Source organism: Psychromonas sp., from assembly GCF_983033635.1.
Genome location: NZ_CEZLMY010000044.1, coordinates 1 through 20,945, shown reverse-complemented (window position 1 = coordinate 20,945; position 20,945 = coordinate 1). Strand labels below are relative to the sequence as shown.

17 protein-coding genes are annotated in these 20,945 nt (G+C 39.7%); 11 read left to right on the top strand and 6 right to left on the bottom strand.

The features are described 5' to 3' along the window. The first annotated feature begins 86 nt into the window (after window positions 1-86). The 3 genes from AC4GME_RS08235 (at window position 87) to AC4GME_RS08225 (ending at window position 2,503) form a co-directional block, all read left to right on the top strand. Complete coding sequence (locus AC4GME_RS08235) at window positions 87-722, top strand: SCO family protein (protein ID WP_490376277.1); 636 nt, start codon at window positions 87-89, stop codon at window positions 720-722. A 57-nt stretch (window positions 723-779) separates the two neighbouring features. Then, window positions 780-1,151, top strand: a complete 372-nt coding sequence (locus AC4GME_RS08230; RefSeq protein ID WP_490376278.1) for a response regulator — start codon at window positions 780-782, stop codon at window positions 1,149-1,151. 68 nt (window positions 1,152-1,219) lie between these two features. Further along, on the top strand, window positions 1,220-2,503 hold the full coding sequence (locus AC4GME_RS08225; RefSeq protein WP_490376279.1) for an MATE family efflux transporter: 1,284 nt from the start codon (window positions 1,220-1,222) through the stop codon (window positions 2,501-2,503). Here AC4GME_RS08225 and AC4GME_RS08220 read toward each other — a convergent pair. Further along, window positions 2,492-2,977 (bottom strand): GNAT family N-acetyltransferase, encoded by a 486-nt coding sequence (locus AC4GME_RS08220; RefSeq protein WP_490376280.1) that lies wholly within the window; start codon window positions 2,975-2,977, stop codon window positions 2,492-2,494. The two genes, AC4GME_RS08225 and AC4GME_RS08220, sit on opposite strands and share 12 nt — an antisense overlap. A 125-nt stretch (window positions 2,978-3,102) precedes the next feature. Here AC4GME_RS08220 and metA point away from each other — a divergent pair, with 125 nt between their 5' ends. The 3 genes from metA to AC4GME_RS08205 all read left to right on the top strand — a co-directional run bounded on the left by metA (window position 3,103) and on the right by AC4GME_RS08205 (window position 12,093). After that, window positions 3,103-4,020, top strand: coding sequence for a homoserine O-succinyltransferase MetA (gene metA / locus AC4GME_RS08215; RefSeq protein ID WP_490379221.1), 918 nt, complete (start codon window positions 3,103-3,105; stop codon window positions 4,018-4,020). A gap of 985 nt (window positions 4,021-5,005) precedes the next feature. Further along, window positions 5,006-8,686: a methionine synthase gene (gene metH / locus AC4GME_RS08210; protein ID WP_490377284.1), complete on the top strand. Its 3,681-nt coding sequence runs from the start codon at window positions 5,006-5,008 to the stop codon at window positions 8,684-8,686. 161 nt (window positions 8,687-8,847) lie between these two features. After that, entirely contained in the window at window positions 8,848-12,093 is a 3,246-nt protein-coding gene (locus AC4GME_RS08205; protein ID WP_490377285.1) for a DEAD/DEAH box helicase, read from the top strand. Between the two features lie 55 nt (window positions 12,094-12,148). Here the strand turns inward: AC4GME_RS08205 and AC4GME_RS08200 are convergent, their stop codons facing one another. The 3 genes from AC4GME_RS08200 to AC4GME_RS08190 form a co-directional block, all read right to left on the bottom strand. Further along, window positions 12,149-12,805 carry a hypothetical protein gene (locus tag AC4GME_RS08200; RefSeq protein ID WP_490377286.1) on the bottom strand — a complete coding sequence of 219 codons (657 nt, stop codon included), beginning with the start codon at window positions 12,803-12,805 and terminating at the stop codon, window positions 12,149-12,151. Window positions 12,806-12,813: 8 nt separating this feature from the next. Then, the gene (locus tag AC4GME_RS08195; protein WP_490377287.1) at window positions 12,814-13,914 is read right to left on the bottom strand and encodes a YcbX family protein; all 1,101 of its coding nucleotides are present in this window, start codon (window positions 13,912-13,914) and stop codon (window positions 12,814-12,816) included. A gap of 81 nt (window positions 13,915-13,995) precedes the next feature. Further along, window positions 13,996-14,454, bottom strand: a complete 459-nt coding sequence (locus AC4GME_RS08190) for a methylglyoxal synthase (protein ID WP_490377288.1) — start codon at window positions 14,452-14,454, stop codon at window positions 13,996-13,998. A gap of 124 nt (window positions 14,455-14,578) precedes the next feature. On the opposite strand from AC4GME_RS08190, the gene AC4GME_RS08185 reads away from it, so the two are divergent. Next, the gene (locus AC4GME_RS08185; protein ID WP_490377289.1) at window positions 14,579-15,061 is read left to right on the top strand and encodes a hypothetical protein; all 483 of its coding nucleotides are present in this window, start codon (window positions 14,579-14,581) and stop codon (window positions 15,059-15,061) included. Window positions 15,062-15,132: 71 nt separating this feature from the next. On the opposite strand, the gene AC4GME_RS08180 is transcribed toward AC4GME_RS08185, so the two are convergent. Both AC4GME_RS08180 and nudE read right to left on the bottom strand, forming a co-directional pair. Beyond that, on the bottom strand, window positions 15,133-15,492 hold the full coding sequence (locus AC4GME_RS08180; protein WP_490379220.1) for a YijD family membrane protein: 360 nt from the start codon (window positions 15,490-15,492) through the stop codon (window positions 15,133-15,135). A 195-nt stretch (window positions 15,493-15,687) separates the two neighbouring features. Further along, the gene (gene nudE / locus AC4GME_RS08175; protein WP_490378196.1) at window positions 15,688-16,257 is read right to left on the bottom strand and encodes an ADP compounds hydrolase NudE; all 570 of its coding nucleotides are present in this window, start codon (window positions 16,255-16,257) and stop codon (window positions 15,688-15,690) included. Window positions 16,258-16,673: 416 nt separating this feature from the next. Between nudE and hemC the strand changes: the two genes are divergently transcribed. The 4 genes from hemC to AC4GME_RS08155 are packed head-to-tail and all read left to right on the top strand — an operon-like array spanning window position 16,674 to window position 20,734. Then, window positions 16,674-17,609 (top strand): hydroxymethylbilane synthase, encoded by a 936-nt coding sequence (hemC, locus tag AC4GME_RS08170; RefSeq protein ID WP_490378195.1) that lies wholly within the window; start codon window positions 16,674-16,676, stop codon window positions 17,607-17,609. 2 nt (window positions 17,610-17,611) lie between these two features. After that, window positions 17,612-18,343 carry a uroporphyrinogen-III synthase gene (locus AC4GME_RS08165; RefSeq protein ID WP_490378194.1) on the top strand — a complete coding sequence of 244 codons (732 nt, stop codon included), beginning with the start codon at window positions 17,612-17,614 and terminating at the stop codon, window positions 18,341-18,343. A gap of 33 nt (window positions 18,344-18,376) precedes the next feature. After that, window positions 18,377-19,534 carry a uroporphyrinogen-III C-methyltransferase gene (locus AC4GME_RS08160; RefSeq protein ID WP_490378193.1) on the top strand — a complete coding sequence of 386 codons (1,158 nt, stop codon included), beginning with the start codon at window positions 18,377-18,379 and terminating at the stop codon, window positions 19,532-19,534. A 9-nt stretch (window positions 19,535-19,543) separates the two neighbouring features. Then, complete coding sequence (locus tag AC4GME_RS08155; protein ID WP_490379219.1) at window positions 19,544-20,734, top strand: heme biosynthesis HemY N-terminal domain-containing protein; 1,191 nt, start codon at window positions 19,544-19,546, stop codon at window positions 20,732-20,734. The last annotated feature ends 211 nt before the right edge of the window (window positions 20,735-20,945 follow it).

Below are 20,945 nucleotides of genomic sequence, written 5' to 3'. Positions count from 1 at the left end.
GTAAGAAAGTTTGGAATATCAGCCATTTATTCAATATTGAAGGTATTGCTGTTGGCGTGATTCGTACTGCAGATTGGATGTAAAAAATGAAAAAAGGGTTATTGGTTGTTTTTAGTGTTCTTTTTGTGTTGTTTTTTGTGTTGGGACAGACACAATTTACGGGCTCTTTTTCCAGTAACCCCTCTTTATTACTCCAGGAAAAGGGCAAGCTTTTACCCCCCTTTTCGTTTGCAATGTTAACGGATGATAAATTTGATAACCAAGATTTATTAAATAAGTGGACACTATTTTTTATCGGTTACACTTACTGTCCTGATATTTGTCCGACAACATTAGCAGATATTGACCGTATCTACCCTGAGTTAACCAGGCCGCCATATAATAATATTCAGATCGTTTTTGTTTCAGTTGATCCTAACCGTGATAAAGCTGACCATTTAGCTGAATATGTAAACTACTTTAACCCTGACTTTAAAGGGGTAACCAGTACACATCAGCAACTATTTCCTTTTGCCCAGGATTTAGGCCTGGTATACAGCATTGTTGATCAGGAGTTAGATCAATATTACTTAATCGATCATAGTGCTTCACTTGTGCTTATTAATCCCCAAGGTGAACACCATGCTACATTTCAGGCTGTAGTGAATGAAAACGGTATTGCCCATGTGGATATGGATTTAATGGTCGAAGATATTCATCACATCTATCAAAACTGGCAATAAATGAGCCTTGTATTTAATGATTATACTATCGTCAATATTGATTAAGCTTGGGGGATTATGAAAGTTATATTATTAGCCACAGGATCAACCTCCTTACGAGATTCCATTGAATTTGCGTTATTACAAAAAAAGTATCAGGTTGAATCAGTTGCTAATGGTCAATCAGCTTTAGATTTTATTGTTGAAAACGAGGTGGATCTTGTTATCACCAGTTTAAATTTACCCTTAATTGATGGCTTAACTCTGAGCGAGCTGTTAAAGAATCATTCTCAAAGTCGATTTACCCCCGTTATTGTTTTAGTTGATCAACCGTTAGGTGAGCAGGAAATTGCCGCACGTGCAATTCAGGTTGATGCTTGCATGACAATTCCTTTTGAAATAGCAGAATTATTATTTAAAATAGAAAAACTGCTGCCCATTCAGAATTAATATTAATGATAAAAACTATCTGTTTGAACTTTTCAACGCACCAGAAAATCTTCGCAATAGCACTTCCTATGATGCTTTCAAATATCAGTGTGCCACTACTGGGTTTAGTGGATACTGCTGTGATTGGTCATCTGCCTGAATCATATTATTTAGCTGGTGTTGCTGTTGGCTCAATGGTTGTAACCCTGCTTTTTTGGGGGCTGGTTTTTTTACGTATGTCGACCACAGGGCTTGTTGCGCAGGCCTATGGTGCTAATGATTTTCAACAAATTTTGCGCCTTTTATTACAATCTGTCCTGATAGCTTTACTATTGGCAGCGGTTTTATTACTGCTGCAAAACCCGCTCTCATCACTGGTTTTTCATTTTGTAGATGGCAGTGAACAGGTACTTTTATATGGCAAACAGTATTTTGCTATCCGTATCTGGAGTGCGCCAGCAGCGTTAATTAATATGGTTTTGCTTGGTTGGTTATTAGGTATGCAAAATGCCAAAGTACCGATGTTTCTGCTGATTATTACCAACTTAGTAAATATATTCTTAAGTGTGCTTTTTGTAGTCGTTTTTCAATGGCAAGTTGCAGGTGTGGCGTGGGCGTCGTTATCTGCTGATTACATCGCTTTAATCTGCGGCTTATTTGCAGTCTCTAAGATGATCAAGCCCTTCTATCAAACAGGCGACTTTACAAGGTTGTTAAAGCAACTGATTGACCTTCATTCCCTAAACTCTTTTATCGCATTAAACCGCGATATTTTTATCCGCACCTTATGTCTGCAGGTTACTTATGCATTTATGACCATGCAGGGGGTAAAACTTGGTGATGATGTGGTTTCTGCTAATTCAGTGTTGATGCACTTTTTATTGCTGATCTCTTTCTCTATGGATGGTCTTGCTTATGCTGTGGAAGCCTTAGTGGGGAAAAATATTGGCAATCGCTGTTTAAGTAAATTAAAAGAGAGCATTAATGTAACGCTGTTTTGGGCGTTTATTTTTAGCCTTATACAGTTGCTGTTATTTTATTTTTATGGGCAATGGATTATTAACCAGATTACATCTATCAGTAGCGTACAAGTTGAGGCAACTCGCTATTTACCCTGGCTGATTCTAATTCCGCTTACCTCTATGCTTGGTTTTGTTTTTGATGGTGTTTTTATTGGTATGACACGTGCGAAAGAGATGCGCAATAGTATGATTTTTTCGCTCTGTCTGGTGTATTTCCCGGTTTGGCTGTTCTTTTCTGGAGAAGGCAATCATGCGTTATGGATAGCGATGAATGCCTTTATGCTTTCCCGTGGGTTGACGCTTGCCTGGATTTATAAGCAGCTTAATAAAAAAGAGCTGTTAATCCTTTAACGATTTAGTCCAGAATATTGCATTGCCGAATTCAGGATCGAGCTGGTAACCGGAAAAACCTTGTTTTCGGTAGGCATTTTTGGCTATCTTATTGCCTTCTAATACTTCCAGGGTGATTTTGCAGCAATCTCTGGATAGCGCAATCTTTTCAATTTCTGCAAACAATAAACTTGTTAATCCCTGACCACGAAACTCTTTAGATACCATAACATCATGAATATTTAATAAAGGTTTACAGGCAAATGTTGAAAATCCTTCTATAGCCGTTAGAAGTGCAACGGGTTGTTTATCTGCAAAAACTATAACGATAAAAACATCATTACGTTTTAATAAAGCCTCAACAAGATTCTGTTTGGCAAAATCAGAAATATCTTCACCCCCGCCCATAGGATCACATGCGTAATCTGACATTAATTTCAGGTAAGCCTGCGCATGTTCAGCTTGTGTTAAATCCGCTTGAATAATATTAAACATTTTCAATCCATTAATAAAAAATTTCATTGATATTAGCATCTAATCGAAAGTTTTGTTGTCTTGCTGAATTTAGGTTAGACTTCTAGATGTCTAAATGAATGAAATATTTAATATGGAGTTTTGTTATGCCTATTCGTATCCCTGATGATCTGCCTGCTGCCGGCATTTTAAAGTCTGAAAATATTTTTACTATGTCTGAATCACGCGCCAGTCATCAACATATTCGACCTCTGCGTGTATTAATTTTGAATTTAATGCCTAAAAAAATTGAAACAGAAACGCAATTAATGCGTTTGCTTTCTAATACACCGCTGCAGGTTGATGTTGAATTATTACGCGTAGATGCACGTGCTTCTCGAAATACCCCGCAAGAGCACTTAGATAAGTTTTATGGCGATTTCGAACGTGTTAAAGATCAAAAATGGGATGGTTTTATTATCACCGGGGCGCCATTGGGTACAATTCCTTTTGAAGATGTTTATTACTGGGATAAATTTACTGAAATCGTAGAGTGGTCTCGTCATAATGTTACCTCTACGCTGTTTTTATGTTGGGCGGCACAGGCTGCTTTTAAATATTTATACGATCTCGATAAAGTGACGCGTGAATGTAAACTTTTGGGGATTTATCAGCATACGACCTATAATCACCACCACCCGTTAGTACGTGGGTTTGATGATCAATTTTGGGCGCCATTGTCACGTTTTGCTGAGTTTGATTCACAATACATATTAGAAAATAGTGATTTAACTATTTTTGCTGATGCACCTGATGCCGGTATTTATCTGGCTGCTAGCCCTGATTGCCGTCAGGTATTTGTTACAGGGCATCCGGAGTATGATGCAAATACGCTAAATAATGAGTACCTGCGCGATCTTGACGAGGGGTTAGAGCCGACTTTGCCGGTTAATTATTACCCGAATGATGATGAAAACGAAATGCCACGTGCAACTTGGCGTAGTCACGGCAACTTGCTGTATAGCAACTGGTTAAATTACTGTGTTTACCAAGTGACACCATATGATTTATCAGAGCTAAAATAACCTTCAAATAAAAGTGTGACGGAGTTAGAAAATCGCGTTAAAAACGTTTGATAGAGGTGGCAATGTAGCTAATCGGATCTACACTTAATATAGTTAATGAGTTGGAGGGAAATTAGTTAGTATCTGGCGCAACGAATGATTACAAGCCAGTTTAGATAAGGCAATTGACAAGTTAGGAAGCGAGACAGGTAAGTAGCTTCATCTACTAAATAGTAATTTTGTCAGTGTGAGTTATTTGTTGATAATCTTAAAAACAGCATGGAGGAGAAGTTATTACTTCATATCGGTTTTTAGTAAGATCAAGACCCAACTAGGAGTTGCTTATTGTAACTCATAGCCCAGCGGGCACTCGGGAAAGATCTTTTTATTTCGGACTTTTTACAAGTAGAAAGAAAGTAGAACATAAAAAAGTAGAAATAAAACGCTGGTTGTAGATTTTGTCACTAACATGGAGGGAATAAATATTATTACTTCATATCTGTTTGTTAAAAACGAGAATAAATTTTAGGAGTATGCGATTCTAAGCAACTCACCGCCAACTGAATTGGCCCTTTATTTGTCGTTTTTTGTAACGTGATAGTCGATCATAAGGTAAATATGTTTTAGTTTTATTGTGAGTATCGAGTTGTTATTGATCTTTGTGTTTTAAATCTGTTTCATGGATAAACACGTATTTTGTATTCGTTTATGTTTATTTAGGTTAAAGGAGTACAAACGCAGAAGGATGGCGAAAGATCAACAAAGCAAAAAAGCTATAAATGCTGTTTACTGTGATGACATTACAATGTTCTTTTAAGACAAAAGCGAGCTGTTCCTAGTTCGCTTTTTTTATGCCTAACATATCTCTTCTAATCTTCAACTATCAATTTATTCATTATTTATAACAAAATATTTCAATCAACGGCGGCTTTTCTGGCGTAATTCAGTATTGCTTTTATGTTAATATATGTACAAATACTTATCAGTAGAAACAGCAGGGAACTCTATGTCAGTTGACGATCGTAGCGCAGTTATTAAAGCGCAATTAGAAAAGCATATTCTCCTTATTGATGGTGGCATGGGCACCATGATCCAAGCTTATAAATTTGAAGAAGAGGACTATCGTGGCGAACGCTTTTCTGATTGGTCATGTGATGTAAAGGGTAATAATGATTTGCTGGTTTTAACCCAGCCAAAAGTGATTGCTGATATCCATCGCCAATACCTGGATGCCGGTGCAGATATTCTTGAGACCAATACCTTTAACGCCACCACAATTGCGATGGCAGATTATGAGATGGAATCGCTATCAGCGGAGATCAATCGTGAAGCCGCACGCATTGCTCGCCAAGTTGCCGATCAGAAAACGGCAGAGACACCCGATCGTCCCCGTTTTGTTGCAGGAGTTTTAGGCCCGACAAACCGTACCTGTTCAATCTCTCCAGATGTAAATGATCCTGCGTTTCGTAATGTCAGTTTCGATGAATTAGTTGCAGCATACAATGAATCAACCCATGCATTAATTGAAGGTGGATGTGATCTGATCTTAATCGAAACTGTTTTTGATACACTAAATGCTAAAGCTGCTGCTTTTGCGGTGAGTGGCGTCTTTGAAGAGCTTGGTTATAAGTTGCCGGTAATGGTTTCAGGTACGATAACCGATGCATCTGGGCGAACGCTTTCCGGGCAAACAACAGAAGCCTTTTACAACTCATTACGTCATATTGAGCCTATCTCATTCGGTCTGAACTGTGCGCTTGGCCCGGATGAACTGCGTCAATATGTACAGGAGATGTCACGTATTTCAGAGACCTTTGTTTCAGCGCACCCGAATGCGGGTTTGCCTAATGCCTTTGGTGAATACGATTTAGAAGCTGATGAGATGGCTGCACATATTAAAGAGTGGGCTGAAAGTGGTTTCTTAAATCTAGTCGGCGGTTGTTGTGGTACTACGCCGGAACATATTCGCGCGATGGCTGATGCGGTGGCTGGTGTAAAACCGCGCGAATTACCTGAGATTGAAGTTGCCTGTCGTTTAAGTGGATTAGAGGCACTAACCATTAGGAAAGATTCATTATTCCAGAATGTTGGTGAACGTACTAATGTAACAGGTTCGGCACGTTTTAAACGTTTAATTAAAGATGAGTTATATGATGAAGCGTTAGAGGTTGCGCGTCATCAGGTTGAAGCGGGCGCAGATATTATCGATATCAATATGGATGAAGCTATGCTTGATTCATTATATGCGATGAAACGTTTCCTGAATTTATGTGCCTCTGAACCGGATATTTCAAAAGTGCCAATTATGGTCGATTCTTCTAAATGGGAAATTTTAGAAGAGGGTCTTAAGTGTGTGCAAGGTAAAGGTATTGTTAACTCAATCAGCATGAAAGAGGGTGTTGATAAGTTTATTGAACAAGCTAAATTAATCCGTCGTTATGGTTTTGCGGTAATTGTGATGGCCTTTGATGAAAAGGGCCAAGCCGATACCCGCGAGCGTAAATTTGAAATTTGTCAGCGTTCCTACGATATTTTAGTGAATCAAGTTGGTTTCCCGCCGGAAGATATTATTTTTGATCCGAATATTTTTGCTGTGGCAACCGGTATTGAGGAGCATAATAACTATGCAGTTGATTTTATTGAGGCAGTTAAAGATATTAAGGATAACCTGCCACATGCGATGATTTCCGGTGGTGTATCGAATGTTTCTTTCTCTTTCCGTGGTAATAATCCGGTGCGTGAAGCTATTCATGCAGTGTTCCTCTATTACTGTTTCCAAAACGGTATGGATATGGGCATTGTCAATGCGGCGCAATTGGCTATTTACGATGATATTCCCAAAGAGCTGAAAGATGCCGTTGAAGCAGTTGTTCTCAATACCAGCCCGGATGCAACGGATGCTTTACTCGATATAGCAGAAAAATACCGCGATTCAGGCACTGAAAAAGTCGATGATGGTAAAGCGTTAGAGTGGCGCAACTTACCTGTTAATGAACGTATTGCCCATGCCTTAGTGAAAGGTATTACTGAGTTTATTGAAGAAGATACAGAGCAGGCCCGTATCAATGCTGATATGCCAATTGAGGTGATTGAAGGGCCGTTAATGGATGGTATGAATATCGTTGGCGATCTATTTGGTGAAGGGAAAATGTTTTTACCGCAAGTGGTTAAGTCTGCGCGTGTAATGAAACAAGCGGTGGCTTATCTCAATCCCTACATTGAAGCAACTAAAGCGGTTGGCGCGACCAACGGCAAAATCGTGATGGCAACGGTTAAAGGTGATGTACACGATATTGGTAAAAACATTGTCGGGGTTATTCTGCAGTGTAATAACTACGAAATTATCGATCTTGGCGTAATGGTTCCGACTGATAAAATTATTAAAACAGCAATTGCAGAAAATGCCGATATTATCGGTTTATCAGGTCTTATCACCCCCTCTTTAGATGAGATGGTTTATGTCGCCAAAGAGATGCAGCGTCAAGGACTGGATTTACCACTGTTAATTGGCGGCGCAACGACCTCTAAAGCGCATACAGCAGTTAAAATCGAACAGAATTACGATCATCCCGTGGTGTATGTTTCCAATGCGTCACGTGCAGTGGGTGTTTGTCAGAAATTATTAAATCCAAAGCACAAACCAGAATTTGTTGATAAGCTTGATCAAGATTATCAGCGGGTACGTGAGCAGCATGCCAATAAACGTCCGCGTAGTGCGCCTATTTCACTGCAGCGTGCGCGTGATAATGCCGCTAAAATAGACTGGGCCAATTATCAGCCGCCAGTGCCAAAGCAGCTTGGTGTGCAGGTGGTTAAAAAGATGCCGATTAGTGTACTGCGAGAGTATATTGACTGGACCCCTTTCTTTATGACATGGGGGCTCGCTGGAAAATATCCACGTATTCTAAAAGATGAGGTTGTTGGCGAAGAGGCAACGCGTTTATTTAACGATGCACTTAAGATGCTTGATACAGTGGAGACTGGTGGTGAAATATCTGCGAGCGGTATTGTGGGGATTTTTCCTGCTAATAGTGTCGCTGATGATATCGAAATTTATACAGACGAATCTCGTAATGAAATCCTGCAGGTGAGCCATCAGCTGCGCCAGCAAACTGAGAAAAAAGCGCCGTTTGTAAATCATTGTTTAGCTGATTATATTGCGCCGAAATCGTCAGGCATTGCCGATTATATTGGCGCTTTTGCCGTGACCGGCGGCATTGGTGAAAAAGAGGTTGCTAACCGCTATAAAGCAGATAATGACGATTATAATGCGATTTTAGTACAGGCGGTATGTGATCGCTTAGCGGAAGCTTTTGCTGAATATCTGCATCAACAGACTCGCAAAGAGTACTGGGGCTTTGCCGCGAATGAAATATTAGCTAATGATGATCTGATTCGTGAAAAATATCAGGGTATTCGCCCTGCACCTGGTTACCCTGCATGCCCGGAACATACAGAAAAACAAGTTATCTGGGAGTTAATGGATGTTGAACAGCAGATCGGTATGCAGTTAACATCAAGTTATGCGATGTCTCCGGGGGCTGCCGTTTCGGGTTGGATATTCTCCCATCCTGAAAGCCGCTATTTTGCCGTCGCAAAAATCCAGCCGGATCAGGTTGCAGACTATGCTCAGCGGAAAGGCTGGGACTTAGTAACCGCGCAGCGTTGGTTAGGACCTAACCTTTAATAAAGCTGCAAGTTATTGGTGAATAAATTGGGAGCTTATGCTCCTTTTTTTTTAGCAGGACAAAAATATTCTTAATTTCTTCGAGATTTTCAGAATTATTCTTTCTTTATTGGGTCGACCTCTCTATCATTAACGATCCGTTTTTATAGTTGGTTGCACAGATGCCTAAGATTACTCAGCAAGATATTTTTACTAGTTTCGGTCGTAATATTATTGACCGTGGAACGCGTTATTTTAAAGAAAGCCGCGTTTTATCTTGTGAATATGATGACCATGAAAATAAACTCAGCGGCAGTGTTAAAGGGACATCAGAAACGCCTTACCAAACCAGCGCATCAATTAAAAAATCCAATAAAGGTGGATTTATTATCCACAGTACCTGCAGCTGTCCTGTTGGTTGGAACTGTAAACACGCAGTGGCTTTGCTGCTTGCTTATCAGGCGGACACGCCAAATTATAATATTGAAAACAGCTATCAGACCTGGTTTGAGCTGCTGCAGACACAGTTAGCCAAAAATCAGCCGGTTACTAGCGCTAGTGCTTATCAGGGGTATTTCCGTCTTTCATTTAATAAAAGTGCTTACAACCATTCACTGCAGTATCTGCAGGTTGAATACGGCTCAGTGCGTTTCTTAAAAAGTGAAAATATCAGTGTATTTGCTGAAAAAGATCTTATCTCTGTTGCTGAAAATGAAACTTGGATGGAAAGTTATAAATGGGTAAAAGCAGAGGATGTCAGTATCTTACAACTACTTTTAGCAAAAGAGGGACGTGTATCCAAACTTGCTAAAACCTGTATCCATAATGAACATGATCTGTTAGCACTGCAGAAAATATTAGCCACAGGACGTTGTTTTTGGCAAAACTTATCCCTGCCATTACAAGCTTCTGAAAACAAAACCTTAGAATTACAATGGCTTGAAGAAGAAGATGATTTAAAACAATTACAAGTGACGCTGCAGGATTGCGAAAATTGGCTGTTAATTCCTACGCCTACTGCTTATTACATTGATACCGATAATGGTTTAGTTGGTAAGATAGAAAGTGAGTTCGATAGCGACTGGATTTTATCGTTATTACAAACGCCACCGCTCGCGGATAAACAGTGTGAGCACTTTACGGAAGAAGTTTCACTGCGTTTCCCGGATGTGGTTTTACCGAATCCGATAGCTTATCCAACCCGAGATATTCACGATAAGTTACAAGTCGTATTCTCGCTTAATGAAAAGACCATCAAAGGGCAGCCGTTATTTATTGCACGTTTATCTTTCCGTTACGGTGAATTGGTTTTAAATCCAAATGTAATTGAGGAACCAAGCCGCACGCAGTTTATGTGGTCGAATGAAATTATTACTATTGAACGTGATATTGAAAGTGAAAGATTCGCATTAAAACAGTTTGAAAATTTATGTTTATTAGATCCGCAGATGTACGATCCTAAGCAGCCTAAAACAGCTCAGTTATTAGGAATTTTACCTCCTGAGTTAGGCGGCTCGCAGCAGTTTCAGTGGCTGTCCCTGTTAACAGCGCACAAGACGCGGTTAGAGGTGTTAGGTTGGTTCTTTGAAATATCCCCGGATCTGGCATTAGATAGCGAAAAAATTAATAGCATTGATATTGAGATCGAAGAGCAGGGGAACTGGTTTGATTTAGGTGTGTCGATTGAAATTGAAGGCAAACGTATTGCGCTATTACCACTATTGCTTGAATGGTTACGCAATAATGAAGATTGGCAACAGCATCAGTTTGATATCTTATTAGCTCAGCCTAACGGTAAACCGTTACGTATTAAACGCGAGTCTATTCAGCCTGTTTTATCCATTTTACAAGAGTTGGGTGAAGTCAATAATGACAGCATCAATCTGCCGCAAAGCCAAGCTGCACTGCTGGCTCAGTTACCTGAAATTAACCGCTGGGTAGGCGGTGGTCATGTAAAAGCATTGGCTGAAAAAATGACCAACTTTACCGGTATTCAGGCGGTAGAGTTACCTGAACACCTTAATGCAACCTTGCGAGACTATCAGTTAGCGGGGTTGAACTGGTTGGTTTTTTTAAATGAGTATGGTTTTTCAGGCGTATTAGCCGATGATATGGGCTTGGGTAAAACTATTCAAACTTTGGCTTACCTGCTTTATAAAAAGCAGCATCAACAACTTATCGATCCTGCATTGGTAATTTGCCCAACCTCGTTAGTGGGTAACTGGTTAAATGAAGCGATAAAATTCACACCAACGTTAAAAGTGCTGATTTTACATGGTGCCGATCGCCATCAACATTTTGCTTCTGTGCCTGATTATGATTTGGTGATCACGACTTATCCATTAGTCGGACGAGATTTTAGCCAGCTTGAAGAGTTAAACTTTTCTGATTTGATTCTTGATGAAGCACAAACGATTAAAAACCCACTGGCTAAAATGACCAAGAGTATCAAGCAGTTAAATGCTAAGCAGCGGTTATGTTTAACGGGTACGCCGATGGAAAACCATTTAGGTGAGCTTTGGTCATTGTTTGATTTCTTAATGCCGGGGTTTTTAGGCACGCATAGCACTTTTAACCGTTTTTATCGGAAAGGGATTGAAGGCGAAGGTAATCAACAGGTGCAAGACTGGTTAATTCAGAAGACCCGACCATTTTTATTACGCCGTACTAAAGATGAAGTGGCAAAAGAGTTACCTGCAAAAACAGAAATTGTCCACAAGATTGTTTTACCGAATGATCAACGTACCTTATATGAAAGCATCCGTATCACTATGGAAGCAAAAGTTCGCGATCTCCTTAAAGAAAAAGGGATGGCAAGAAGCCGTATCGAGTTTTTAGATGCGTTACTGAAATTACGTCAGGCTTGTTGTGATCCGCGCTTAGTGAAGTTGGAGCATGCACAAAGCATTAAAAGTTCGGCTAAATTGGACTTTTTAATGGAGATTGTGCCGGAGATGATTGAAGAGGGACGACGTATTTTAATCTTCTCGCAATTTGCGCAGATGTTAGGCTTAATTGAGCAGTCTCTACAGGAGCGAGGGATTGATTTTGTTAAATTAACAGGGCAAACACGTAATCGCAGTGAGATTATTGATAGATTTCAGACGGGAGAGGTTCCTGTGTTCCTTATCTCCTTAAAGGCGGGCGGTGTGGGGCTTAACCTGACCGCTGCCGATACGGTTATTCATTATGATCCGTGGTGGAACCCTGCTGTGGAAAATCAAGCGACAGATCGTGCTTACCGTATTGGTCAGGAGAAACCTGTTTTTGTTTATAAACTGATTTGTGAGCAGACAGTTGAAGAGCGTGTCTTAGCGCTGCAGGCGCGTAAACAGAAATTAGCCGACAGCGTGTATGGCTCTGATCAGGAAGAGAAGTTTGCTCCTGATAACAGTGATGCACTGTTAAAGCTGTTTGAGCGCTATTAAAGCTTAAGCCTCTGAAATAGTTTCGGAGGCGGCTATTGATAGTCGGAAGAGTGGGTTATTGGCTATTGCGTGATTGTTTCACCAATCTCATAAATAGTTGCGTTGCCTCTTTAAAAAGGGGCTCCATTTTTATCATTTTGCTGTTTTTATTCATTCTACCGACCGTTTTCATTGCCGGACGGAATGTTAGCGTAAAATACTTTTCCTCTTCTTCAATACAAAACTCATCTTCATTGAAGTCATCTTGCTTTACAGATGAATATCTATCAAAAATCTTTACTAATGCGTTCATACTTGGCCCTGAAACCGTGTGTTGTTCCAGTGTCATACCCGCTGCATTTGAGATAATAATTTCAAACGGGTTAGAGCGATAAGCTACAACGCTATATAATTTTCTTACCTGTTCCGATGTCGGTTTAACTGCAGTATGAATTCTGCCATCGATACAAAAACGCACCAGTTGTTCTTTAGCCATAAATGCGATCATATCGGTATCAATAATCGTATGTTCTTTACCGAGAAAAGCGGGTAATAGCTTTAATACATCTAAATGATTTTTGCGCTTAAAGCAGTTACTGCGATCGAGATGCAGCAGTCGGCCGTCCGGAAGAATATAACCAGCTTCATTAATGTTATTGGTTAAACCAAGCACTTCAATCAGTTTGTCAGTGTCATTGTCTGGAATATCTATATGGTTTGATTTTTTGCCCATGATTTTTCCTAATGATTAATAGTGATATCGGATAAAGGAATGCAGCTGCAGGCTAGAATATAACCTTGTTCAATTTCTAAATCACTTAATCCTTGGTTATTAAGTGTCATTACTTCACCTTCGATCAGTTTTACCTTGCAGCAACCACATTGACCGCCACGACATGAGTATGGAATGTCGATACCCGCCAGCTCAGCCTGATCTAATAATAACTGCTGATTATCGCCAGTCGTGCTGGTATCTGAATCCTGATAATAGATCTCTATGCTTTTTTTATTACTTAGCTGTTGATCTTTTTGTGAGCTGTAAAAAGGAGCGCCTTGCGTGTTTAAAATCTTTATTTCATCGCCCGCGCGGATTAGGCCACTGTTAAGCGGGATTAAGTTTTGTCCAAAATCAATATTACCTTGGTGGTATCGAAATTTGGCCAAGGTATTTAATGGTTCATCTTTATCGACCAGCCCCGTTTGCGGATCGACATTGGTAAATAAACAACGTGAGCAGGGTTTGCTTACTTCAAACTCCACTTCTCCAATCTTAATGCGTGACCAGCTATCTTCCACAAAAGGAAAATCCCCTTTAACAACAATATTCGGGCGAAAATGTAGTGCTGTTACTGGCTTTTGTAAACGTGCATTAAGAAAATCAACAGAGGCTTGATTGATTAATAATAGCGGGTAACCATCAGCAAAGGAAACCTGCGTTTCTCTGTTTTTTAATAGCCGTTTTGTTTCTTTGCCAAAAAAGACTAACTGGCAGGGCTGCTGCAGATAGTTTGAAAACCACAGATCGTAATCATTATGGCAATGCAGTGCGTTGACATTATCAGACCACACTTGGCTTGTTTTCATCTTTTCACCGAAATCATCCGGATTGATGGTTAGTGTCGGCATATTTGGGGCATTAACCAGCAATAAGTGTTGCGAAAACTGCACCTCTATTTGTGTTAATTGCGGATGAGTGCGCCCGCTAATGAATTTTCCCTGTGGGTCAACCAGCATATAACGACGATCAAAACTTAAACCTTTTTCTTCAACCTGTGCCGCAGGCTGATTGACAGCTTTAACCGATTTAATCGGATAAATGTAAATATCAGTAAGAGTTTGCAAATTGTTCGCCTTTTTAATGGGGTATAGCCATACTGCATTGGAAATGCAGAGATCTGCATTTTCAAGGTGGATGGTTATAGTTTACTGGGTGCGATCTGCTAAGTAACCCTGATAATCAGGTATGCGTGTCTGATAAGTGTTATTAATATGCAGAGAATCCATTACAAAATCAGCGGTGGCAATATTGGTTGCCATAGGAATGTTCCACACAGCCGCTAAACGTAGTAACGCTTTGACATCCGGATCATGCGGTACCGCATTCATCGGATCCCAAAAGAAAATTAATAAGTCGATATCTCCTTCCGCAATTTTCGCTCCCAGCTGTTGATCGCCACCCATTGGGCCCGAGTACAAGCATTTAATCGGTAAACCGAGTTTTTTTGATAACAGAGATCCGGTTGTTCCTGTTGCATAAAGGTGGTGTAATTTTAAAGCATCAATGCGTCTTTCTGACCAGGCTAATAGCTCCTGTTTCATATTGTCATGTGCAACCAGTGCGACGTTTTTGTGCTTAGGCAGCTCGCGTGTTGTATATTTCATTTTTAATCCTTCAATAATGTGCAATAACTTGTAAAGTAAATCGTATAAGTTAAGCTAATACGATTAGTCCTTCATCTTGTTGTATTTTAGGCAAAACCTCAAATATATTTTTTCGGAGTTTTTTATGAGAAATAGTGAACAATTATCTCTGTACTTTGCGGATCAATTACCGACGTTGTTAATCGCTCATCCAACCTTTAAGTTTATTGGACTAAAAATAAATCAAGAAGAGAATCAAAAGGCTTTGCATTCTATTTATATTGAAAAAGAGGATGTGTCTGATGAACTGCCATTTAGAGCGCTTGTTACTGTTGCTGAATGGAATGGTAAAAGTGAAGAGGAGGAGTTTTTTTTAGAAGCATTAACCGCAGAGCGTTTAATCGAAAAACTGCACCATTTTGATGATATCGGCTCTTTTGTGTTTTTTAAGATCCCAAGCTCCGTGACTATGGATACAGTCAACATGTACCCGCAACCTATGTTTTGTAAGTTGTTTCCTGAACTGGGTGAATTTGATAGTAAGGTTTCAGCTGATCAGTTGCTTAAACTTGAAGAAAAGTCAGTTGCTTTATTAGCTATGTTAGAAGAGCGTTTGAAGAACTCATAACCTTTTCTCATTTAATAAAAAAGGGCGTATTAATTTAATTAATACGCCCTTTTTTGTTTGCTGCTAACTGATTATGCAGAATAATGTTTATCGCCAAACATCAATTTATACATTAACCAGATACTTAAAATCAGCGTTAGGGTAATTGAAATAAAATTTGAACCGAGCTCCGGGTATTGCGCACCGAGAAAAGCGGAATAAGAGAAAATACCAATAAAAAAAGCCCCCCAAGCCGGACGAACAGAGATTTCATTGTGTGCCTCTTTAATATAAAGACCATAAAAATGGTTAACAGCAAAAAACAGCGTTAGGAAAGGAAAAGGAGAAAAAGGGACCAGCGTAATCGTTAATATTGAAAAACAGGCGTTGGCTGAAAGCCCGATTAAAAACGTGTAAGCAAGCCATTTTAATGAAATGGTATTTTGACTCATGAACTGCTTCCTTAAAGAATATAACTTTTATTAATTATAAAAATAACATGATAGCTAATCTTTTTCCCTTTTTATTTTTAACTCGCCTGTTATAACCCCAGCTTGGCGCACAGTTTGTTACTGCTTTGACTAGCGCACGGCGGAAATCATTTATATAAGTTAAGTGATAATGGAGGAAAGCTTTTATCCTCCATTTTAAATTATGTTATTTTTATCCTTAAGCGCTTTCAGTGTTAATAATAATGCTGAAATTCCCCGTGCTTCCTGGAAGTCGTCTCTTGCCAATAATTCATCCACCTTATTAAGTGGCCATTTAATTACTTCAAGAGGCTCTGGTTCATCACCTGGTAATGTTTCAGGGTAAAGATCAAATGCCATAAACAGGGTCATTTCGCTACTGAAATAACTTGGTGACATAGTCACTTTTTTTAGTTTTTGTAAGCTGTTTGCCCCAAATCCGACCTCCTCTTTTAACTCTCGGTTAGCCGCTATTTCAGGTGTTTCGCCGGAATCGATAAGACCTTTAGGAAAACCAAGCTCGTATGAATGTGTACCGGCCGCATATTCTCTAATCAGCAAGATCGTATCTTTATCAAAAAAGGGCACAATCAGCACCGCACCTCGATGGTAACCGCGCATTCGTTCAAATTCACGTTGTTGACCGTTACTGAACCTTAGCTGAAGTGATTCAATTTTAAAAAATCGACTACTGGCAATCAGCGTGCATTTTAAAATTTTTGGTAATGTCTTTGAGGATTGACTCATATAAACTCTCTTTAGCCTGCTCGATTAATTAATTACACTTCTATTAGTTTATACCCATTCTACCTCAAGATGCTACTTCAGAGGCTAGCTCGGATGCTAGGACAAGGCGCAGCATGATGAGAATGGTTATTCCCTTTTCAAGTGTTGCAACGCGGTACTGGCTTTCGAGCTAGCCTCCCTTTGGGCAAGCCGAGAGCTAACCCTTTTCAGCGTTATGAAGCATTGATTTAGAATGACTAAACCTTCAACTTCATGCCTTGAATAGGGTCACCTCTCGACTTGCTGATTTTGCATCTTGAGGTAGGTTGGGTATAAATATATTCGCAGCAATTACCATTTTATCTCTATTACGCATGCTAATTGATCTTATCTTTGATAGCATCGAAGCATTAGTTTCTTAATGAGATAACCTATAAATGACCCCTCAAATAATTCGTATTGCGACACGCCATAGTCCGCTTGCAATGTGGCAGGCTAACTTTGTTAAAGCTGAACTTTTAAAATATCACCCAAATTTAACCGTTGAGCTATTAGCGATGAAAACTAAGGGCGATAAAATCCTTGATACACCTTTGGCGAAAGTGGGTGGTAAAGGACTTTTTGTAAAAGAGCTGGAAGTGGCGATATTGGAAGGACGCGCAGATATTGCAGTGCATTCCATGAAAGATGTGCCTGTTGATTTTCCTGACGGATTAGGTTTAACGGTTATTTGTGAGCGTGAAGATCCGCGTGATGCCTTTGTTGCAAATAATTACCAGTCGCTAGAGCAGTTACCACTGGGGGCTGTTGTGGGGACTTCCAGTTTGCGCCGCCAATGTCAGCTTCGTGAATTACGGCCCGATCTTATAGTTAAAGATTTACGTGGTAATGTGAATACCCGTTTAGCAAAGTTAGATGATGGTCAATATGATGCAATTATTTTGGCAGCCGCGGGGTTAATTCGCTTACAGATGAGCGAGCGCATTGCCAGTTATATTGAGCCTGAAGTGAGTCTTCCTGCCGTCGGACAAGGTGCGGTTGGTATTGAGTGTCGTTTAGATGATCTGCAGACCATCGCCTTATTAAAACCACTGGAAGATGCAAATACGCGTGCACGTGTTACTGCTGAGCGGGCAATGAACCTTGCTCTACAAGGTGGTTGTCAGGTACCTATTGGTAGTTTCGCTTTATTAGAAAACGATCAGCTGTTCCTGCGCGGATTGGTCGGCAGTGTTGATGGAAAACAGATTATTCGTAAAGAGATAACTGGTCATAAAGAAGATGCACAGCAGCTAGGTCTGACTTTAGCTCAGCAGCTGCTTGATTGTGGTGCTAAAGAAATATTGGCAGACGTTTATGCTCAAGCCTTATAAGAATGGCTAAACCTCGTTTATTGGTAACGCGTTTTGCTCCACATGCTTTACGCTTAGCTAATTTGCTTAACTCTCAAGGGATATTTGCGCTTGCGCAGCCCTTGTTGAAAATACAAAAAACAGCTGAGTTTGCCAATGTCGGTCTTGTATTTACAAAAACTTACGATTATATCATTGCAGTAAGTAGTAATGCGGTGGACTATACTGATCAGGCACTTACTGAAAATAGTTGGCCTGTAACAAGCTATTTAGCGGTTGGTAAAGGGACACAAGCAAAGCTGCACAGTGCGACGGGACAAAAAGTTATTGTTCCAAATAAGAGTTTTGATAGTGAAGGGTTACTGGCTTTACCTTGTTTAGCGCAATTGCAGGGTAAGCGGATCCTTATTTTACGTGGTGTCGGCGGACGAGAGTTACTCGCTGAAATATTAACTGCTCGCGGCGCTATTGTTGACTATTATCAGCCTTATCAACGTGTAGCGATTAATTTAAACGGGGCGCTTGTAGTTAATCAATGGCAACAGCAAAAGATTAACGGTGCTATTATCAGCAGTATGGAGTTATTAGAAAGACTGCTTGAGATTGTGCCTCAAAGTGAACTTGGTTGGTTAAAAACGATCACTATTTATGCACCGAGTAAACGTATTACTGAGCAAGCGAGTTTAGCAGGCTGGTCTAATGTGAAAATATTACCAGGTATGTTAGATAAGCAGATTGTTGATTATTTTAAATAATGGTTTTATCTCTTTTTAGATGTGAGGGTAGTTATGACAGAGAATGAAAATAAGAATGCAGTAAAAATAGAAGATGAAACGTTAGCGTCAGAAACGTCTGCTTCGCAATCAGAAATCCCGCCTTTACAAAAAAATAGTAAAAGTGGCAAGCTGGCTATTTATATTGCTTTGTTATCGCTTGTTTTGATGCTTGCTGTAATTGTTTTTGCCGCTTATTTATATAAAGAAAATAACACCTTAAATACGCAGCAACAGGTGAAAATTACTCAGTTAAGCGAGCAGTTATCTTCACAGGAAAAAAGCCGGAATAAACAGTCGCAGAAAGCGTTGACGTTACAATCTGAGCTTACAACACAAGTGGAGCAAGTTAATTTACAGCTTCAGCAAGTAAAAAATGAAAGCAAATTATACAAAACTGATGTCCAGGCTCTGCAGCGCGTTCTTGCCGAAACCAGGGTGCGTCATCCCAATGATTGGATTTTAGCTGAGGTTGAATACTTGGTCGCGCTTGCTGGCAGAAAAATCTGGCTGGAAAGAGATATCGCAAGTGCAATTGCCCTTTTATTAGCCGCGGATCAACGAGTGGTTGAGTTGAGTGATTCGAGTTTAAGTGGCTTACGTGCGGCGTTACTTGAAGATATCAATACATTAGAAGCACTGCCTAAGCGTGATCCTGACGGTGTGGTATTAGCACTGTCCAGTTTAGAGCGTCGTATTGATAAACTTGTTCTGGCTGGTTTAAGAGCTACGGATGCGTCTGAAAATAATACAACCGAAATTTCAACAGATATTAATGATTGGCAGGAAAATTTAGCTAAATCGTGGTCTACTTTTGTCGAGAGCTTTATTATTATTAATAAAAGGGAAACAAAACTACAGGCACTGCTTTCGCCCGAACAAAGCTGGTATTTAAAAGAGAATTTACGTAATAATTTAGCAAAAGCAGAATTTGCCATTTACCGTGAGCAGCAGGATATTTTCGATACAGCACTGCTTAACGTTTCTGATTTACTAAAGAATTATTACGATTTAAATGATAATTCGACCAGTCATTTTTACAAATCTATTCAACGTTTAAGTAAACGTAAAATTTCAATAAACTACCCTGACCAATTAAAAAGCGCACCTTTATTGGATCGAATCATAAAACAGCGTGTAAAAAAATCACTCGCCAGTTCCCGTGTAGAGTAGGAGGAAGCCATGATACGAATTATTATTGTTATTTCAGCGCTTCTGGCCGGGTTGTTTTTGGGTCCTGAAATCAGTGCTAACAAAGGTTATATTATAATTTCCTTTGATGCTTACACAACTTATGAAATAACTATTATCAATGCGGTTTTTATTGCGCTTGTTTTATATTTTGTGCTGCAGTTCGCTGAGTGGTTATTACGTAAACTGCTTTCGATGAGTTCAATTACCAGTGGCTGGTTGGGACGACGTAAAACTCGACAGGCACAAAAAAACAGTGTGTTAGGTATGCTGGCGCTGTTTGAAGGTAATAGTAAGCAAGCACAAAAATTATTAGCAAAATCTGCACAGCGAAGTGAATCTCCTGCTTTAACTTATATCGCAGCTGCTAAGGCGGCTCATTATCAAGGTAAATATGATTTACGTGATGAGCATCTGCAACAAGCCAGTGAGAGCCAGAAGGGCTGTCAACTGGCGGCTGGTTTAGTCGGGGTAGAGCTGCAGTTAGAGGCGGAGCAATATGAAAATGCGCTTGCCAGATTACAAGAGCTAGATAAAAAGTTTCCGAAAAACAAACGTATTAACGAGCTTTATCTGTCGATCTATCCGGCATTAAATGAATGGCAAAAATATTTACAACTGCTAAATACAAAGCGTAACTCTTTTTCATTTAATGACACGGAGTTTGCTGAGATGCAGCTTGATGCTTATCAGCACCTGTTTAAACAGTACGCATTACAGAGTGGTGAGCTATTACAGAATTACTGGGAGAAAAAATCACCACGCGGGATACGTAAAGAGCTTAGTTATCAAAAAGCCTTGTTAGATGCTTATATTGAAGCGGGTTACGATAAATTTGCCGAACAATTTTTATTAGAGAAACTCAATAAACAGTTTTCATTACCCCTGCTTGCTTATCTTGAAAAACTCGAAATTAGCGACCATTATCCGTTAATTCTATTATTAGAGAAGAAACTTAAAAAAGAATCGGAAACGGGTTTAATTCATCAAGCGCTTGCCAGGTTGAAGTTAAAAGAAAATAAAACCTCGGCTGTTATTGACCATTTAAAGGAGAGCCTTAAAACAGTGCCAAATATCGAGGATTTTGCGCTGCTTGCCAACTTGTTGGAAAAAGATGATTGTTTGCATGAAGCAAAAAATTATTATCGCAAAGGATTATTATTTGCACTGTCATCAAAGTGAAATATAACCAATATAAACTATAAAAAAGCAGGAGATTATCTCCTGCTTTTTTATAGTTAAAAAAGGTACAAAATATGCCATCAGTACATCCGCTTTTCCCTATCAGCATTGAAAATAGTGCGGCAAAGATTATTTTAACGCCATGCCCTGGCACAAAAGGGATTGATCTTAAAATATCGCTTAAGCAAATTAAACAAGCAGGGGCAGAGGC